This window comes from Amycolatopsis saalfeldensis (assembly GCF_900110575.1).
In the GTDB taxonomy this organism is placed as follows: domain Bacteria; phylum Actinomycetota; class Actinomycetes; order Mycobacteriales; family Pseudonocardiaceae; genus Amycolatopsis; species Amycolatopsis saalfeldensis.
On record NZ_FOEF01000010.1, the window covers coordinates 229,932 to 244,876 of the forward strand.

General features: G+C 71.9%; 15 protein-coding genes. 6 read left to right on the forward strand and 9 right to left on the reverse strand.

Annotated elements, in window-relative coordinates; translation table 11 throughout:
- The first annotated feature begins 161 nt into the window (after positions 1–161).
- Both BMY97_RS23375 and BMY97_RS23380 read left to right on the forward strand, forming a co-directional pair.
- Positions 162–632, forward strand: coding sequence for a DUF2975 domain-containing protein (locus BMY97_RS23375; protein WP_091619608.1), 471 nt, complete (start codon positions 162–164; stop codon positions 630–632).
- The gene (locus BMY97_RS23380; protein WP_091619611.1) at positions 632–877 is read left to right on the forward strand and encodes a helix-turn-helix domain-containing protein; all 246 of its coding nucleotides are present in this window, start codon (positions 632–634) and stop codon (positions 875–877) included. Before BMY97_RS23375 ends, BMY97_RS23380 begins: the two co-directional genes overlap by 1 nt.
- Here the strand turns inward: BMY97_RS23380 and BMY97_RS23385 are convergent.
- Together BMY97_RS23385 and BMY97_RS49165 are read right to left on the reverse strand one after the other, a co-directional pair.
- Positions 872–1,765 (reverse strand): universal stress protein, encoded by an 894-nt coding sequence (locus tag BMY97_RS23385; protein ID WP_091619613.1) that lies wholly within the window; start codon positions 1,763–1,765, stop codon positions 872–874. The two genes, BMY97_RS23380 and BMY97_RS23385, sit on opposite strands and share 6 nt — an antisense overlap.
- 95 nt (positions 1,766–1,860) lie before the next feature.
- The gene (locus tag BMY97_RS49165; RefSeq protein ID WP_091619616.1) at positions 1,861–2,490 is read right to left on the reverse strand and encodes a TetR/AcrR family transcriptional regulator; all 630 of its coding nucleotides are present in this window, start codon (positions 2,488–2,490) and stop codon (positions 1,861–1,863) included.
- A gap of 53 nt (positions 2,491–2,543) precedes the next feature.
- Between BMY97_RS49165 and BMY97_RS23395 the strand changes: the two genes are divergently transcribed.
- A complete protein-coding gene (locus BMY97_RS23395) occupies positions 2,544–3,410 on the forward strand; it encodes a ketopantoate reductase family protein (RefSeq protein ID WP_091619618.1) in 867 nt (288 codons plus the stop codon).
- 3 nt (positions 3,411–3,413) lie between these two features.
- On the opposite strand, the gene BMY97_RS23400 is transcribed toward BMY97_RS23395, so the two are convergent.
- Together BMY97_RS23400 and BMY97_RS23405 are read right to left on the reverse strand one after the other, a co-directional pair.
- Positions 3,414–8,201, reverse strand: coding sequence for a DUF6531 domain-containing protein (locus tag BMY97_RS23400; RefSeq protein WP_091619621.1), 4,788 nt, complete (start codon positions 8,199–8,201; stop codon positions 3,414–3,416).
- A gap of 171 nt (positions 8,202–8,372) precedes the next feature.
- On the reverse strand, positions 8,373–8,987 hold the full coding sequence (locus BMY97_RS23405; protein WP_091619623.1) for a TetR/AcrR family transcriptional regulator: 615 nt from the start codon (positions 8,985–8,987) through the stop codon (positions 8,373–8,375).
- 97 nt (positions 8,988–9,084) lie between these two features.
- Here BMY97_RS23405 and BMY97_RS23410 point away from each other — a divergent pair, with 97 nt between their 5' ends.
- Positions 9,085–9,876: an SDR family NAD(P)-dependent oxidoreductase gene (locus BMY97_RS23410; protein ID WP_177231505.1), complete on the forward strand. Its 792-nt coding sequence runs from the start codon at positions 9,085–9,087 to the stop codon at positions 9,874–9,876.
- A gap of 6 nt (positions 9,877–9,882) precedes the next feature.
- On the opposite strand, the gene BMY97_RS23415 is transcribed toward BMY97_RS23410, so the two are convergent.
- Together BMY97_RS23415 and BMY97_RS23420 are read right to left on the reverse strand one after the other, a co-directional pair.
- Positions 9,883–10,323 (reverse strand): nuclear transport factor 2 family protein, encoded by a 441-nt coding sequence (locus BMY97_RS23415; RefSeq protein ID WP_091619629.1) that lies wholly within the window; start codon positions 10,321–10,323, stop codon positions 9,883–9,885.
- 1 nt (position 10,324) lies between these two features.
- Positions 10,325–11,200: an LLM class F420-dependent oxidoreductase gene (locus BMY97_RS23420; RefSeq protein WP_091619632.1), complete on the reverse strand. Its 876-nt coding sequence runs from the start codon at positions 11,198–11,200 to the stop codon at positions 10,325–10,327.
- 151 nt (positions 11,201–11,351) lie between these two features.
- On the opposite strand from BMY97_RS23420, the gene BMY97_RS23425 reads away from it, so the two are divergent.
- Entirely contained in the window at positions 11,352–12,179 is an 828-nt protein-coding gene (locus BMY97_RS23425) for a DUF4349 domain-containing protein (RefSeq protein WP_091619635.1), read from the forward strand.
- Positions 12,180–12,232: 53 nt separating this feature from the next.
- Here BMY97_RS23425 and BMY97_RS23430 read toward each other — a convergent pair whose 3' ends face one another.
- Positions 12,233–12,997 carry an SDR family NAD(P)-dependent oxidoreductase gene (locus tag BMY97_RS23430; protein WP_091619638.1) on the reverse strand — a complete coding sequence of 255 codons (765 nt, stop codon included), beginning with the start codon at positions 12,995–12,997 and terminating at the stop codon, positions 12,233–12,235.
- A 71-nt stretch (positions 12,998–13,068) separates the two neighbouring features.
- Here BMY97_RS23430 and BMY97_RS47155 point away from each other — a divergent pair, with 71 nt between their 5' ends.
- Positions 13,069–13,653: a TetR/AcrR family transcriptional regulator gene (locus BMY97_RS47155; RefSeq protein ID WP_218156845.1), complete on the forward strand. Its 585-nt coding sequence runs from the start codon at positions 13,069–13,071 to the stop codon at positions 13,651–13,653.
- A gap of 7 nt (positions 13,654–13,660) precedes the next feature.
- On the opposite strand, the gene BMY97_RS23440 is transcribed toward BMY97_RS47155, so the two are convergent.
- On the reverse strand, positions 13,661–14,470 hold the full coding sequence (locus BMY97_RS23440) for an Fpg/Nei family DNA glycosylase (protein ID WP_091619644.1): 810 nt from the start codon (positions 14,468–14,470) through the stop codon (positions 13,661–13,663).
- Positions 14,470–14,943: a ribose-5-phosphate isomerase gene (locus BMY97_RS23445; protein WP_091619647.1), complete on the reverse strand. Its 474-nt coding sequence runs from the start codon at positions 14,941–14,943 to the stop codon at positions 14,470–14,472. The genes BMY97_RS23440 and BMY97_RS23445 overlap by 1 nt, the downstream gene beginning before the upstream one ends.
- Positions 14,944–14,945 lie beyond the last annotated feature (2 nt).

Below are 14,945 nucleotides of genomic sequence, written 5' to 3' on the forward strand. Positions count from 1 at the left end.
CGAATGTCGGCCGATCGCGGTCGGTGATTCCCAGTCAACACCAGGAAAGGGCGTTGCCGAGGAGACCCGTTTCCAGCGAGGGCGCCACCGTGCTGTCCACCCTTGCGCCACCTATCGAAAGTCGATAGATTTCCATCGCAACTCGATAGGAAGGCAGATCCATGGGGAAGCTGACCGTGCAGGCGCTGCGCGTCGTGCTCGTGGTGGTGCTCGCCGGGACCGTGTTCATCCAGGCGTTGATGCTGTGGACGCTGATCAGCGGGAATGATCCGGAGGACGGGTCGGTCCCGTTGGCCGCGCTGCGTTTCATCACGGTCTTCGGCCTGGTGACGGTGCAGGTCGCCGTGGTCAGCGTGTGGCGGCTGGTGACGATGGCGCGCCGCGGGACCGTGTTCTCCCACGCCGCCTTCCGTTACGTGGACCGGGTGATCGGCGCGATCGTGGCCGCCGCCCTCGTGTGGTTCGCGGTCACCGCCGTCAACGCGCCGGGCCAGCGGGACGACCCGGGCGTCACCCTCATCATGGGCGGGATCGGCCTGGCCATCCTCGGGGTCGCGCTCGTCGTGCTCGTGCTGCGGACGCTGCTCGCCCAGGCGGCGCGGATGCGGGACGAACTGGCCGAGGTGATCTGATGCCGATCACCGTCGGCATCGACGTGCTGCTGGCCAAGCGGAAGATGTCCGTGGGCGAGCTCGCGGACCGCGTCGGGATCACGCCCGCCAACCTGGCGGTGCTCAAGAACGGCCGCGCCAAAGCAGTGCGCTTCGCGACGCTCGCCGCGCTCTGCGAGGTGCTCGAGTGCCAGCCGGGCGACCTGCTGCGGTGGGAAGCCGAGGACACGGCGGGCGTGAAACCGCCGCGCACCACCGTTTCATGACCCGCTGCGGGCGATCACCACCGGGCAGAGCGCGTACGAGATCAGGGCCTGGCTCGTCGACCCCAGCGCCAGCCCGCTGAGCCCGCCCCGGCCACGGCTGCCGACGACCAGCAGCTGCGCCCGGTCGGCGAGGTCGAGCAGCCGTTCGGCCGGGCGCCCGGCCTCGACGACCCGCTCGACGGCCACGTCCGGGAACTTCTCCTGCCAGCCGGCCAGCCGCTGGGCGAGCAGTTCGTGCTCCTGCTGCTTGACGGCCTCGCGGTCCATCGTCCAGCGGCGCTCCTCGAAGACCTCCGACAGGAACGCTTCGTGCCAGCTGTGCACCGCGATCAGCGGGGCCTGGCGCCAGGACGCCTCTTCGAAGGCGGTCGCGATCGCCCCTTCGCTCAGCGGAGTGCCGTCGACGCCCACGACGACCGGCCCGTCGGCAGGCGCGTCGTCGTCCCCGACGTGCGGACGGATCACAGCCACCGGGCACGGCGCGTGCGCGGCCAGCGCCGCGGAGACCGACCCGAGCAGGACCCGGCCGAGCTCGCTCCGGCCAGGGGTGCCGAGCACGAGCATCGTCGCGCCGTGAGCCTCGGCGAGCAGCGCTTCGGCAGGCCCTTCCGACCGGACCTCGGACTCCGCCTCGACGCCGGGCGCGGCCTGCTCCGCCGCGTCGCGTGCCTCGGCCAGCACCCGCTCGCCCCGCGCGCCGACCGCTTCCTGGATCTGCTCGAAACTCGCGTCCGCCCCCGGGTAGAGCGAGGGCAGCTCGGGCAGCGCATGGACGAGGCGGAGGCCGCGGCGCCGTTCGCGCGCGACGAGGGCTCCCCAGCGAACCGCCGTGAGCGCGGCCGCGGAACCGTCGACGCCGACCACCACTGCTGAACCCGACCCGGTCATCCCAGCCCTGCTTTCCCTCGGCGGAGGCGTGCCCACCGTGAAAGTACCGGCCGGACGGCGAAAGCACCTCCCGGAACCACCGGCGGCCCGGGTCGTCAGGCCTCGGTCGACGGCGCGCTCATCGCGGCCGCCAGGAACGTGATCGCCCAGCGCCGGGCCGCCTCGCCCGCCACCGGGGACGAGCAGCCGGGCACCTGCCGCTGGTAGACCTCGACGCGGTCCATGGCCGTGACCGCGAGAATCCCCCGCAGCCGGAACCGCAGTTCGCCGGCGGAAAGGCCGGGCAGCGCGCGCCCGAAGGCCGCCAGGTAGCGATCGCGGACCGCGTCCTCGGCCGGGCCGGTCCAGCTGCGCATCTCCTCGGCCGGGTCGCCGAGGATCGTCACGATCAGCCGGGACGTCCGCGCGCCCTGCTCGTCCCCGGCCGGCATCTCGTCGAACAACGGCCCGGCGAACGCTGCCACCAGGTCGGCCACCGCCGGGTCCGGGGTACGGGCGAGCAGCCGGTCCAGCCCGGCGCGCTGCGCGGCGTTGATCGGCTCGACCACCCGGCGGGCGACGGCGGTCAGCAGCTCCGCCTTCGAGCCGAAGTGGTAGCCGACGGCGGCCAGGTTCACGCCGGCGAGGTCGGTGATCGCGCGGATCGAGGTGCCGCGGAACCCGCGCTCGGCGAAGAGCCGCTCGGCCGCGTCGAGGATCTGCGCGCGGGTGTCAGGTGACGCCATGGACGTGTAGCCTACATACGATCGTTTCAAACGAACGTATGAGAGGGTCTGTCATGAAGGTGCTGGTGTACGGAGCCGGGGCGGTCGGCAGCGTGCACGCCGCCCGACTGCACGAGGCCGGCCACGACGTTTCGCTCCTCGCCCGGGGCGAGCGCCTGGCCACTCTGCGCCGCGACGGCCTGCGGCTCGCCGAGGGCGACAGCCCGGTCGTCCGGCGGCTGCCGGTGCCGGTGGTCGAGCACCCGGCCGGCGGGTACGACCTGACCGTCGTCATGGTCCGCGCCCATCAGGTGGACGCGGTGCTGGAGTCGCTCGCCGGCCTCGACGGCGACGTGCTGTTCCTGCTCAACTGGGCGGCCGGCGCGGAGCCGCTGGGCGCGGTGATCGGCCGCGAGCGCGTGCTGCTCGGCTTCCCCGCGGCCGCCGGCGTGCTGGACGGCGACGTGGTCCGCTACCGCGCGGCCAGCGCCGTGACCCGCCTGGTCCCGATGCCGATCGGCGAACCCGGCGGCCGGGCCACCCCGCGGCTGGACCGGATCTTGGCGGCGTTCCGCGCCACCGGGATCAACGCCAGGGCCGAGCCGCGGATGGACGACTACCTCAGGACGCACGCCGCGTTCGCGGTGCCACTCGAGCAGGCCACGAACGCCGCGGGCGGCCCGGTGGCGCTGGCCGCCGATCCGGACGCCGTCCGCCAGGCGGTCCGCCGCATGCGACAGCACCTGGCCGCGCTGCCGACCGCGCCGGTCCCCCGCGGGTTCGCCGCGCTGCGAATCATCCCCGAAGGGCTGCTCGTGGCCATGCTGCGGCGCTTTTTGCGGAGCCCCACCGCCGCGCACTCAGGGCTCGTCAACACCGCGCCCGCGGCGACGGCCGAACTGGAATGCGTGGCCGAACAACTGCGCGCTTACGCCGGATGACCGCTAGCCCCCGCTTCCCGAAGGGCCGGCCTTCACGCCCTGCGCGATGGGAGCGCCGCCGAATTCGCCGAGCGGTTTGAAGCCGAGCGAGTCCGGATCCGCGCCGGTCATGACATTCACGACGTTGCCCTTTCCGGGGACGTAACCGACGATCGCCTCCGCGGGGATCGTGCCGTCGTGCGCCCATTCCTTCTGCTCGGGGAACCATTCCTTCCCGCCGGTGCTCTTGTAGTAGTCGGACACGTTCACCAGCTTGTTCGGATCGGGCAGCTTGGAGGTGTCGATTTTGTACAGGTACGAATCCGGGGACGCGATCTGGGCGTCGCCCATCCCGCCGTACTCCCCGCTGGAGACCCACTGGCTGTCGCCCTTGGAGCTGCCGCCGCCGGTGTACTTTCCCTCGACGTGCTCCTGCAGCGTCAGGCTCCCGTCGGGCTTGACCGGCTTGAACCCGCCGTCCTCCACGATGTTGGCCGGGTTGCGGCCCGGGCCGTAGAGGCTCGGCCGCCCGTCCCAGCGGTAGATGTACTGCGGCGGCCCGGTCGGCCCTTTCTGCTTCTTCTTGAACGGGTTGAGCTTCTTGATCTTCTCCTTCAGGCCCTTCATGCAGATGAGCCCGAGCGGGTCGAGATAGGTCAACGGGTTGTCGACGTAAGCGTGGTTGTTCGGCGCCGGGTTCAGCCCGAGCGGGTCCGGGCTCAGATAACTGGCCGTGGCGGGGTTGTAATAACGGTTGAGATTGTAGTTCAGCCCCGTTTCGGTGTCGTGGTACTGACCGGGGAAACGCAGCGGGAAATCGGCCTCGCCGACCGGCCGGGCGAAATCGGCGCCCCACAGGTCGGTGGTGTGCCAGGTGATGCGGCCGTCCGGCGTGACCAGCTCGGTGGGCGTGCCGACCAGGTCGGTGACGATGGCGTGGAACGCGACGTCGACCGCCTTCTGGTCGGGCCGGGCCCGGCGCCGCGACTGCGCGACGACGCGGTGGGTGCCGGGCTGCCAGTCCCAGGTCGTGACGTCGGAGCGGCCGCCGACCGTGACGTGCTGCTCGGCGATCCGGGTGCCCTCCCAGGCGAACCAGGTCTCGCTGATGAGCTTGTCCTCGCGGTCCAGGCAGCGTTTCGCGATGCGCCGGTCCAGCGCGTCGTAGAGGTAACGCCAGGTGCTGCCGTCCGGCGTCTTCACCGCGACCAGGTGGTCCTCGGCGTCCCAGGTGTAGCTCCACTGACGGATTCCGGACGCGCTGATCCCCGACGCGGTGCGCCGGGTCGCCCGCACGACCCGGCCCTGCCGGTCGTGGTCGTAGGTCACGTCCGCCGCCTGGTGCACCAGGGTCCCGCCGACCCGGCGCTCCACCGGGCCGCGCGCGGTCGGCGTCTCGGCGCGGACCAGGTTGCCGTTGAGGTCGTAGGCGTAGGACTCGCTCCAGCCGGCCGCGCGGACCGCGTTGACCCGGCCGCTGTCGTCGAGTTCGAAGCTGCGGGTGCCGCGGATCCGGTCGGCGATCTGGACCGGGTGCCCGTCGGCGCGGTAGGTGAGCGCGCGCTGCTGCAGGGTGCGGGACGGGGCGCCGTCCGGCTGCTCGGCGTGGATCGACTGCCGCACGACCCGGCCGAGCGGGTCGAAGCCCTGCCGCACCGTGATCCCGGCCCCGAACCGCCGGGCGACCTCGTGCCCGCCGGCGTCGCGCTCGAACGCGATCCGGCCGCCGGCCGCGGCGAGCGTGAGCGGCTGCCCGGTCCCGTCGTAGGTCCAGCTGGACACGGCGCCGCTCGGGGTCGTGCGCGAAAGGACCTGGCCGAGCGCGTCGTAGGTGTAGGAGGTGCGACGGCCGTTGAGCGTCTCGGCGACGATCCGGCCGGCCTCGTCGTAAGCGAATTCGAGGCGGTGCCCGGGACCGCCCGCGGCGGCCACGCGGCCGGATTCGTCGAACGTGCGGGTGTAGGCGCCGTGCTCGTTGCGGTGCTCGACCAGCCGGCCCTGCTCGTCGTAGCGGTAGCTCGCCCACTGCCCGGCTCCGTTGACCCGCCGGACCAGCTGCCCGGCCGCGTCGTAGGAAAAAGTCCGGGTGGATCCGTCGAAGTCCTTCTCCAGCAACAGGTTTCCCACCGCGTCGTACTCGTACACCCAGGTCAGCCCGGTCGGCCCGGTGACCTTCCGCAGCCGCAGCTCGGTGTCGTAGCCGTAGGTGTAGCGGGCGCCGGTCGGGTCGACCCGGGCCGTGACCTCGCCGAACGGGCCGTATTCGAACCGGGTCTCCGCCCCCGACGGTCCACTGTGGACGAGCAGGTTGCCCTCCGCGTCGTGCTCCCACTCCTCGCGGCTGCCGTCCGGCTCCACCCGCCAGGCCGGCCGGCCCTCGATGGTCCAGTTCATCCGGACGACCCCGCCGAGCGGGTCGACCACGGACACCACCCGGCCGAACGCGTCGTGCGCGTACCGGGTCCTCGCCCCGGACGGCTCGACCACCTCCACCGGGAGCCCGGCCGCGTTGGTGCGGAACCGGGTCACCTGGCCGAGTTCGTCCGTCAGCGCGACGAGGTCGCCGCGGTCCCCATAGGCGTACGTGCGCGAGACGCCGCCCGGGCCGCTTTCGGAGACCACCTTGCCGTTCTCGTCGTACGCCAGCTCCCACACTTCGCCGTCCGGGCCCGTCACTCGCACCGGGCGCACCGCCTGGTCGTACACGACTTCACGAGACGCTCCGCCTGAGACCTCCTGCCGCAGGGCGCGTCCTTCGCGCGGCTGGACCCGGTTCGTGCGCCCGATCGCGTCGGTCGTCGACAGCCGCATCCCGAACCGGCTGTACTCGGTGACGGTCTCCGCGCCGAGCGGGTCCACGACCTTGGTGACCTGGTTCAGCTCGTTCCAGTGGTAGCGCGTCTCGTGCCCGAGCGAGTCGGTCTGGGTGGTGACCCGGTTTTCGAGGTCGTAGGCGAACTTCCCGGTGAGAACGTCGCCGGTCCCCTCGGTGCGGACGACGCGGCCCGACTCGTCGAAGTGGTACCGGTAGGTCTGCCCGACCCGGTCGAACCACGCGACGACCCGGTCCCGGTCGTCGTACTCGTACCGCATCGGCCGCCCGCGGGAGTCGGCCACCTGCTCGAGCCGGCCGCGGGCATCGTAGGCGAAGGACACCACGGTCACGTCCGGCCCGTTGGCGCGCACCATCCGCAGATCGGCGATCCGGGGCCCCGCCGCGGTGTCCACGTGGCCGAACCGCACGTGGTAGCCGCCCGAGTGGCGCATTTCGGCCGGTGCGCCCGTCTCGTCGCGTACGAACGTCATCCAGTTCCCGTGCCGGTCCCCCACCGTCTTCAATGGACGGACGTCACCGCCGGCGGCCGGAAAGCTCAGCGTCAGGCCGGATTCCGGACGTCCGATGAGGACGGTGTCGCTCTCCCGGTTCCACCGCAGCGGCCAGCGCGCGCCTTCCACCGGCAGCACGAGATCCCCGTCCCCGGCGGGATGGGGGTAGTGCAGCACGACCCCGTCCGCGGCGGCGTAGTGGAGGCCGCTGCCGTCCGCCTCGACCCGCTGGTCCAGCGTCGAGCTCCACTCCTTCCCGAACCACAAACCCTTGCGGTAGCCGGAAACGTGCGTCCGCTCGAACAGCACGGGCAGCACGCCCGGCAGGCCGAGGTCCTCCTGCGTGGTGAACATCTCGCCGGTCACCAGGTCGACCGGGTCGCCGCCGGCCGTCCGGTCCGGCGGCGGGGACGACTCGTCGACCGGCTTCTTGCCGCCCGAGCCGAGCGGGTCGCTCTTGCCCGGATCGCCTTTGGGCGTGCTGGACGTGTGGGTGCCGCCGTCCGGCAACGGGTCGCTCTTGGGGGTGTCGGGCCCGCTGTCCGGCCCGCCGTCGGGCGTGGTGTCGTTCTTCGGCGGCGGACTGTGATCGCCCTGGGGCGAGGTGGACCCGTTGTCCTTCGGCGGGCTGTGATCACCGGACGGCGTGGTGGAATCCCCGCCACCCTTGGTCGGCGGAGCCTTCGGTGTGCTGTCGATCTTCGACGTCTTCGGCGGCGCCTCGATCTTGCCGCCCTTCAGGCCCTTCAACGCTTTCCCGGCGTCCTCGAACAGTGTCCCGGCCTTCTTCAGCAGCGGGATCAACGCCTTGAGCGCCTTGACCAGCTTCGTCGTGACGTCCGCGATCTTCGACGCCGTCTTCGCGACCGCGGCGACCACCTGCGGCACGACCCAGGTCAGGCCGATCCCGAGGGTGAACACCACCTGCAACGCCCAGCTGATCATGTGCCCGATCAGCTCCGAGATGATGTCGCGCACCAAAGTCCGGACCGCACCAACCACCTCACCCGCGGTCTTCACCCCGGACGACGCACCCTCACACCCCTTCTGCGCCGACTGAAGCAACGCCACGGTGTCCTGGCTCCGCTGCCGGTACGCGTCGCCCGCCGGACCGGTCCACGACTGGAGATCGGCCTTGACCATCGCGTCCAAATCCTGGCCGACACTCTCCAGCTCTTTCGCGATGTTCGCCCAGGTTTGCGACTGCGCCGCGATTTCATCCGCATTGCCCGTCAGCCCGTTCAACGCTTCCTTCAACGGACCGACATGCTCCATCAACCAGCTCACACCCGCGGCCAGGATCGCACCGAACGGATCCATCGCCATCGACAACGCATCCAGCGCCGTACCCACCGCGCCCATCGCCACCGAAGCCCAGTCACCCGACTTGATCGCATCCGACAACCCCGCCGCCGACTCGGCCAGCGAAATGCCCGAATACGCCTTCGTCGAATCCTCCGTCGGCGCAACCAGCGGATTGCTCACGCGCGCGACCTCCTCATCCTGCCGGCCGAGTGACGGTCGCAATTATCAAGCAGTGTCCGGGCGCCCACCGCCGTCGCCCAGCAGCCGGGTCCTTCCTTCACCCGATCGTCGGCACCCGTTCGCCCGACTGGCCCTGCCGGGGACCACCGAGCGTGAGCACGGGCTCACGGCTCAGCGGTAGTTGTCCCAGAGTTTCCGGATCGTCGCCCAGGTCGGTTTCGGGCCGGGCAACGGCGTGGCGTTCGGCGCGCGCAGGCCGTCCAGGACGATGCCGAGGGTGCGCCCCCGCAGCGTCGCCGGGCGCATCCCGTCCAGCTCCGGGCGGCTGCGAAGCTCGGTGAGCAGCAGGACGACGTCGTGCGCGGTGATGTCCGCACGCAGGACGCCGGCCGACTGGGCGCGCGTCACCAGGCGCTGGACCCGGGTGCGCGCGGCCCGGCTGGCGGCCAGGATCTCGTCGGTGACGGGGAACGCCTTGCCCGGCGACGGCGCGCCGGACAGCCCCGAGTCGAGGCAGGCGCGGATGAACGACGTGAAGCCGTGCCACGGGTCCGGGTCGGCGAGCCCGCGCAGCGCCTCTTCGCCGGTCTGCACGATGTTCCGCTTGAGCAGCTCGCGCATCAGGTTCTCCTTCGCCGGGTAACGGCGGTAGAGGGTGCCCATGCCGACGCCCGCGCGGGCGGCGATCGCGGAGACCGGGGCGTCGGCGCCCTGTTCGAGGAAGACCTCGCGGGCGGCGGCCAGCACCCGGTCGTCGTTGCGGAGGGCGTCGGAGCGGCGGGCCATGGGCGAAGACTAGCCGAGGCCCCCGCTTCCGGTGTTAAAGTGCGGGCATCGGGAAACGGAGTGGAGCGCTCCGTTCCGTATTGGAGGGGAGCCGGGCGTGACAACCAGGATCTTGCAGGGACGGACCGCGTTCGTGACCGGGGGCAGCCGCGGCATCGGGGCGGCGGTCGCGCGGGCCCTCGGCGAGCACGGCGCCGACGTCGCGGTGAACTACCACTCGAACGCGGCGGCGGCCGAGGCCGTGACCGCACACGTGATCGCCCACGGCGGCAAAGCCGTTGCGGTGCAAGGGGATGCCGGCGACGCCGGGCAGGTCGAGCGGATGACCGAGCAGGCGCGCGCCGCGCTCGGGGACATCAACGTGCTCGTCTGCAACGTCATCGGCGACACCCGAGCGCTCGGCGCGCTGTTCCGCGCCACCGGGTCCGTTGTGGACAGTCTGGACCGGGTCCGCGGCGTCCGGGAGGTCACCACCACGGCGCTGGACGCCGCACTGCTGGCCTGCCACTTCGTCGTGCCGCAGATGCGGCGGCGCGGCGGCGGGTCGATCGTGTTCATCGGCGCGTCCGGCACGCACTCCTCGACGCCGGGGCTGGCGGAGGTCTCCGTGGCCAAGAGCGCGCAGGACGCGCTGGCCCGCTCGCTCGCGGTGGAGCTGGCGCCGGACGGCATCCGGGTCAACACCGTCGCGCCCGGCCTGGTGCCGACCGACGCGAACGCCGGCCCGCACCAGGAGCAGATGATCCAGCGGGTCGAGGGCGCCACCCCGGCCGGCACCGTGACCACTGTGGACGAAGTGGCCGACACCGTCGTCGCGCTGGCCAGCGACCTCGGCCGCCGCGTCACCGGCGTTTTCGTGCCCCTAGACGGCGGCCGGACACTGACCTGAGCCGGCTCAGACCTGGCGGGCCGTCGCCATCGCGCGTTCGGCTTCCCAGAACGCGCGCATCGACTTGATCAGCCCGTCGGCGCCGACGCGGTAGACGAACACCCCGTCGGTGTCGACGCGGTAGCCGCCGGGCAGGAACGTGGTGATGGTGCCGAAGTTCGCCACCTCGTCGCCGGCGGCGAACGAGTCGCGGATGACGAACTCGAAGCGCTCGACGTGCGCGATGGTCTTGTCCCAGAACGCCCCGATGCCCTCGTGCCCGGCGTGGCCCTGGCCCGTCTCGTCGAGCATCGACGGGCCGACCGGGTCCTCCACCAGCGCGTCGGGCGCGAACAGCGCCAGCCAGCCGTCCTTGTCCCCCGCCGTCACCGCCGTCATCGAGCGGAACGCGGCGACGCGCGCCGGCGGCTGCTCGGCCTCGGCGTCCCAGCTGACCTCGACTCCCATGTCACTCCCCGAATTTCGCGATGACCTCGGCCCCGAACTTGCGGATCGCGTCGAGCTTCGGGCCCACCTCGGCCTCGAAACCGACGCCTTCGAACACCCACGGCATGGTGATGATGTCGGTGACGCCCGCTTCGGCCTGCTCACGGTAGCCGTCGAGGCCGAACCGGTCGATGCACACGGCCTGGTACTCGAACGGGTCGTCCGCCCGGCCGCGCTCGGCGAGCAGCTCCTTGAGCCGCGCGATGGTGGTGCGCAGGTCGTCGAGCTTCATCATCGCCGAGGACCAGCCGTCGGCGACCCGCGCGGCGCGGCGGAGCGCGACCTCGGTGTGGCCGCCGATGTAGAAGGGCACCCGCTTCGGCGGCGTCGGGCTCATCTGCAGCTTGTCGAAGTCGAAGAACTCGCCGTGGTACTCGACCATGCCGCCGTCGAGGATCAGCCGCATCGCGTCGATCGCCTCGTCCACGCGCTTGCCGCGCTTCTCGTACGGCGCGCCGCACCACTCGAACTCTTCCGGCGACCAGCCGACGCCGAGCCCGAGGCCGAACCGGCCGCCGGTCAGCGCCGCGACCGAATTCACCTGGCGGGCGAGCAGCACCGGGTTGCGCGAGCCGAGCTTCAGCACGGAGGTGTAGAACTCGATCCGCTCGGTCACCGCGCCCATCGACGCCGTCGCGACCAGCGGGTCGACCCAGGGCGTGTCCGCGGTCCAGAACCGGCTTCCGTCGGGCGTGTAGGGATAGTCCGCGGACACCTGCTCCGAGTAGAACAGCGAGTCCGGCAGCACGATCGAGGAGAAACCGGCCTCCTCGGCGGCGCGGGCCAGCTCGCCCAGCTGATCGAGGGGGTTCATCGCGATCGACAGGGAGAACTTCATGCCCGGACTATAACCTGTTCTAGTTTGCGGGGCCATCGGCCGGGCGGGGTGCTCCACGTCACGTCCCGGGAACCTCCCGGGTACTGTCCGCGTTGTCCGGTTCAACGGCGGCCACCCAGCCGCCGCGTCCGCTGAACACGTGGAGTGACCCATGGGCACCGCGATCCTGTTGATCGTGCTCGTTGTCGTCGTTGTCGGCGGCGGGCTGTACTTCTCCCGGTCACGGGCCGCCGCGCGGCAACGCGAGCTGGACGACGCGAAGGCCGACGCGCGCCGTCTGGTCGAGCGCCTCGGCGGTCAGGTGCTCAACCTCAACGGCACCGACACGGCGTCGCAGCAGGCGATGGCCGACGCGAGCGAGCGGTACAACGCGGCCGGGTCGCAGATGGAGCAGGCCGGCACCGTCGAGCAGGCCCGCCTGGTCAAGGCGACCGCGATCGAGGGCCTCTACTACGTGCGCGCGGCGCGGCTGGCGATGGGCATGGACCCCGGCCCCGAGCTGTCGGAGGAGGCCGAGCGCGAGCGCGCGGGCAAGGTGACCGAGCACCGGGCGGTGGACGTCGAGGGCGAGCACTACGAGGCCTCGCCGGAACCCGGCCAGAACACCCCGTACTACTACCCCGGCGGCCGGGTGGCCGGACGCCCGGTGCCGCAGGGCTGGTACAGCGAGCCGTGGTGGAAGCCCGCGCTGGTGGCCGGCGCCTGGGGCCTGGGCTCGATGTTCCTGTTCAGCGCGATGTTCTCCGGCATGGGCGGCATCGCGAGCGCCTCGGCTTGGGAGTCGGGTTACGACGCGGGCCAGCAGGACGCACTCGACTCCGGCGGTGACGGGGGCGATGGCGGGGACGGCTTCGACGGGGGCGACGGCGGCGGCGGGTTCGACGGCGGCGGCGACTTCGGCGGTTTCGACGGCGGTGGCTTCGACGGGGGCGGCTTCAACGGCGGCGGTTTCGACGGTGGCGGCGGCTTCGACTTCTGATCCCGGCCGCGAGAGGGCCCCGCGTGCCGCGGGACCCTCTGTCCACACAGGACTCAGCCGGTGATCGGGCGGATCCCCATCAAGGTTCCGGAAAGGTGCGAAGCGGCGTCGCTGCACAGGAACGCGGCGAACGGCACGATGTCGTCGGACTGCCCGACACGCCCGCCCGGGTAGCGAGCGCTGACGCGGGCGATGTGCTCCTCGTTCACGGACGCGCGCATGCCCGGCGTGTCGGTCAGGCCCGGTGCCAGCGCGACGGTGCGGATGCCCTGGCCGGCGAGTTCCTGGTGCACGACGTTGCTCAGCAGGTGCACCCCGGCCTTGGTGGCGCCGTACGCCGCCGCCCCGGGGCCGGACTGGGTGCCGACCATGCTGCCGACGTAGACGATCCGGCCCCCGCCGCCCCGGATCATCACCGGTGCGAAGTGCTTGGTCACCAGGAAACAGCCGATCAGGTTGCTGTCGACGACGCGGCGCAGGTCCGCCAGCTCGAAGTCCAGCACCCGCATCGAGCCGCTGGGCGGCATCCAGCCGGCGTTGCTGATCAGGGCGTCGACCCGGCCCCAGTGCGCGTCGACGGTCTCGGCGGCCGCGCGGACCTGGTCCTCGTCCGAGACGTCGGCGACCACGCCGAGCGGCTTCGGCGCGCCGGGCACCTCGGCGACGATCTCGTCGACGGTGCCGGCGGCCTTGGCCTCGCTGCGGGCCACCACCGCGATCCGCGCGCCCTCCGCCGCCAGGCCGAGCGCGAGCGTGCGACCCAGGCCCTGGGCCGCGCCGGTGATGACGATGACCTTGTCGCGGATGTCCACCTGCATGGTGCGCTCCTTAAATCTGTGGTCTCCAGCCTAAGTTTAGCCTCTAACCTAAACTTCGATAGACTGCCCCCGTGACGACAGGACGGCGGGAGGCCAACCGGGCCCGGATGCGCGCGCGGCTGCTGACGGCCGCGCTGAAGCTGTTCGGCGAGCACGGTTACGAGGGCACGACCATCGACCACATCGCCGCGGAGGCGGACGTCGCGCGGCAGACGGTGCTCAACCACTACCCGCACAAGCGCGACTTCCTGCGTGAATGGGGTCGGGACCGCCGCGACCAGCTGCTCACCGTCGTCGATTCCGACGAGCCCGCGCGCACCCGGCTGCACCGCTACTTCGCCGCGCTGGCGGCCATGAACGAGCGCGAGCGCACCTTGACCCGGATGCTGCACGTCAGCCTGCGCCACGACGAGGTGGTCGCGACCCAGCACCCGGTGCCGGACGCGACGATCGACGCGATCCGGCAGGGCCAGGAACGCGGCGAACTCAAAGCGGGGCTCCCGCCGCGCACGGTGGCCGAGGTGGTGACCGCGATCTACGGCGACACCCTCCGCCGCTGGCTCGCCGGGGACGCCCCGCCGTTCGACCTGGCCGGCGCGCTGGCGGAACGGCTCGACCTGCTGCTGGACGGCCTCACCGCCCCGAAGGATTCGTGAGCCGGGCTCAAGCCGGCTGGCAGCTCGGGCACCAATACAGGTTGCGCCCCACCAGTTCCTGATGCGCGACCGGTGTCCCGCACACCAGGCACGGCATCCCGGCGCGACGGTAGACGTACACCTCGCCGCCGTGACGGTCCTCGCGCGGGGCGCGGCCCTGCGCGGCGGGCATGTGCTCCGGCGCCACCGTGTCGATGCGCCCGACGCGCACGCCGTGGCGCATCAGGGTCACCAGGTCGGCCCACATCTCTTCCCACAGACCGCGGTCGAGGGAGCGGCCGGGAACCATCGGGGCGACGCCGTGGCGGAAGAGCACTTCGGCGCGGTAGACGTTGCCGACGCCGGCCAGCACCGCCTGGTCCATCAGCAGCGCGGCCACCGACGTGCGGGAGCGCGAGATCCGCTCCCAAGCGAGGTCGGGCTTCGCGTCGCGGCGCAGCGGGTCCGGGCCCAGCCGCGCCTTCAGCGCGTCCACCTGGGCGGCGTCGAGCAGCTCACAGCGGGTGGGCCCGCGCAGGTCGGCCCAGTGGGTCCGCCCGACGAGCCGCATCCGCACCTGGCCCACGGGCTCGGCCGCGGGCAGCGGAAGCTCGTTGAACGTGCCGTACAGGCCGAGGTGGACGTGCACCGTCCCCAGTGGACCGTAGTGGTGGAGCAGGTGCTTGCCGTACGCTTCGGCGGAGGTGAACACCTGTCCGTCGAGCCGCGCGGCCTCGTCCGCGAACCGGCCCTGCGGGCTGCTCACCTCGACCGGCGCGCCGCTGTACCGGCGCTTGTGCAGGCGGGCCAGCCGATGGAGCGTGTGCCCCTCTGGCATCAGGCCTCCGGCAGGGGCGGCGGGGTGCCGGTGCGCTCGTAGTCGAGCAGCTGCTGAACGCGGCGGGCGTGGCGCTCGTCCGGCGACGGCGGCGTGGCCAGGAACGCCTCGACGATCGCCGTGGCCTCGTCGAGCGTGTGCATCCGCGCGCCGACGCCGAGCAGCTGGGCGTGGTTGTGCTCGCGGCACAGCTTCGCCGTCTCGACGCTCCAGCCCAGCCCCGCGCGGGCGCCGGGCACCTTGTTGGCGGCGATCTGCTCGCCGTTGCCGGAGCCGCCGACCACGATGCCGAGGCTGCCCTCGTCGGCGACGACGCGCAGCGCCGTGGCCACGCAGAAGGCCGGGTAGTCGTCGGCCGCGTCGTAGACGTGCGGACCGACGTCGACGATCTCGTGCCCCTGCTCGCCGAGATGGCGCACAAGGTGGTTCTTCAGCTCGAAACCGGCATGGTCGGATCCCAAGTAGACACGCACAG

Bases quoted from the DNA above. Each gene is read 5' to 3' on its own strand.
- BMY97_RS23375 (WP_091619608.1), top strand. From the start codon at position 162: ATGGGGAAGCTGACCGTGCAGGCGCTGCGCGTCGTGCTCGTGGTGGTG.
- BMY97_RS23380 (WP_091619611.1), top strand. From the start codon at position 632: ATGCCGATCACCGTCGGCATCGACGTGCTGCTGGCCAAGCGGAAGATG.
- BMY97_RS23385 (WP_091619613.1), bottom strand. From the start codon at position 1,765: ATGACCGGGTCGGGTTCAGCAGTGGTGGTCGGCGTCGACGGTTCCGCG.
- BMY97_RS49165 (WP_091619616.1), bottom strand. From the start codon at position 2,490: ATGGCGTCACCTGACACCCGCGCGCAGATCCTCGACGCGGCCGAGCGG.
- BMY97_RS23395 (WP_091619618.1), top strand. From the start codon at position 2,544: ATGAAGGTGCTGGTGTACGGAGCCGGGGCGGTCGGCAGCGTGCACGCC.
- BMY97_RS23405 (WP_091619623.1), bottom strand. From the start codon at position 8,987: ATGGCCCGCCGCTCCGACGCCCTCCGCAACGACGACCGGGTGCTGGCC.
- BMY97_RS23415 (WP_091619629.1), bottom strand. From the start codon at position 10,323: ATGGGAGTCGAGGTCAGCTGGGACGCCGAGGCCGAGCAGCCGCCGGCG.
- BMY97_RS23420 (WP_091619632.1), bottom strand. From the start codon at position 11,200: ATGAAGTTCTCCCTGTCGATCGCGATGAACCCCCTCGATCAGCTGGGC.
- BMY97_RS23425 (WP_091619635.1), top strand. From the start codon at position 11,352: ATGGGCACCGCGATCCTGTTGATCGTGCTCGTTGTCGTCGTTGTCGGC.
- BMY97_RS23430 (WP_091619638.1), bottom strand. From the start codon at position 12,997: ATGCAGGTGGACATCCGCGACAAGGTCATCGTCATCACCGGCGCGGCC.
- BMY97_RS23440 (WP_091619644.1), bottom strand. From the start codon at position 14,470: ATGCCAGAGGGGCACACGCTCCATCGGCTGGCCCGCCTGCACAAGCGC.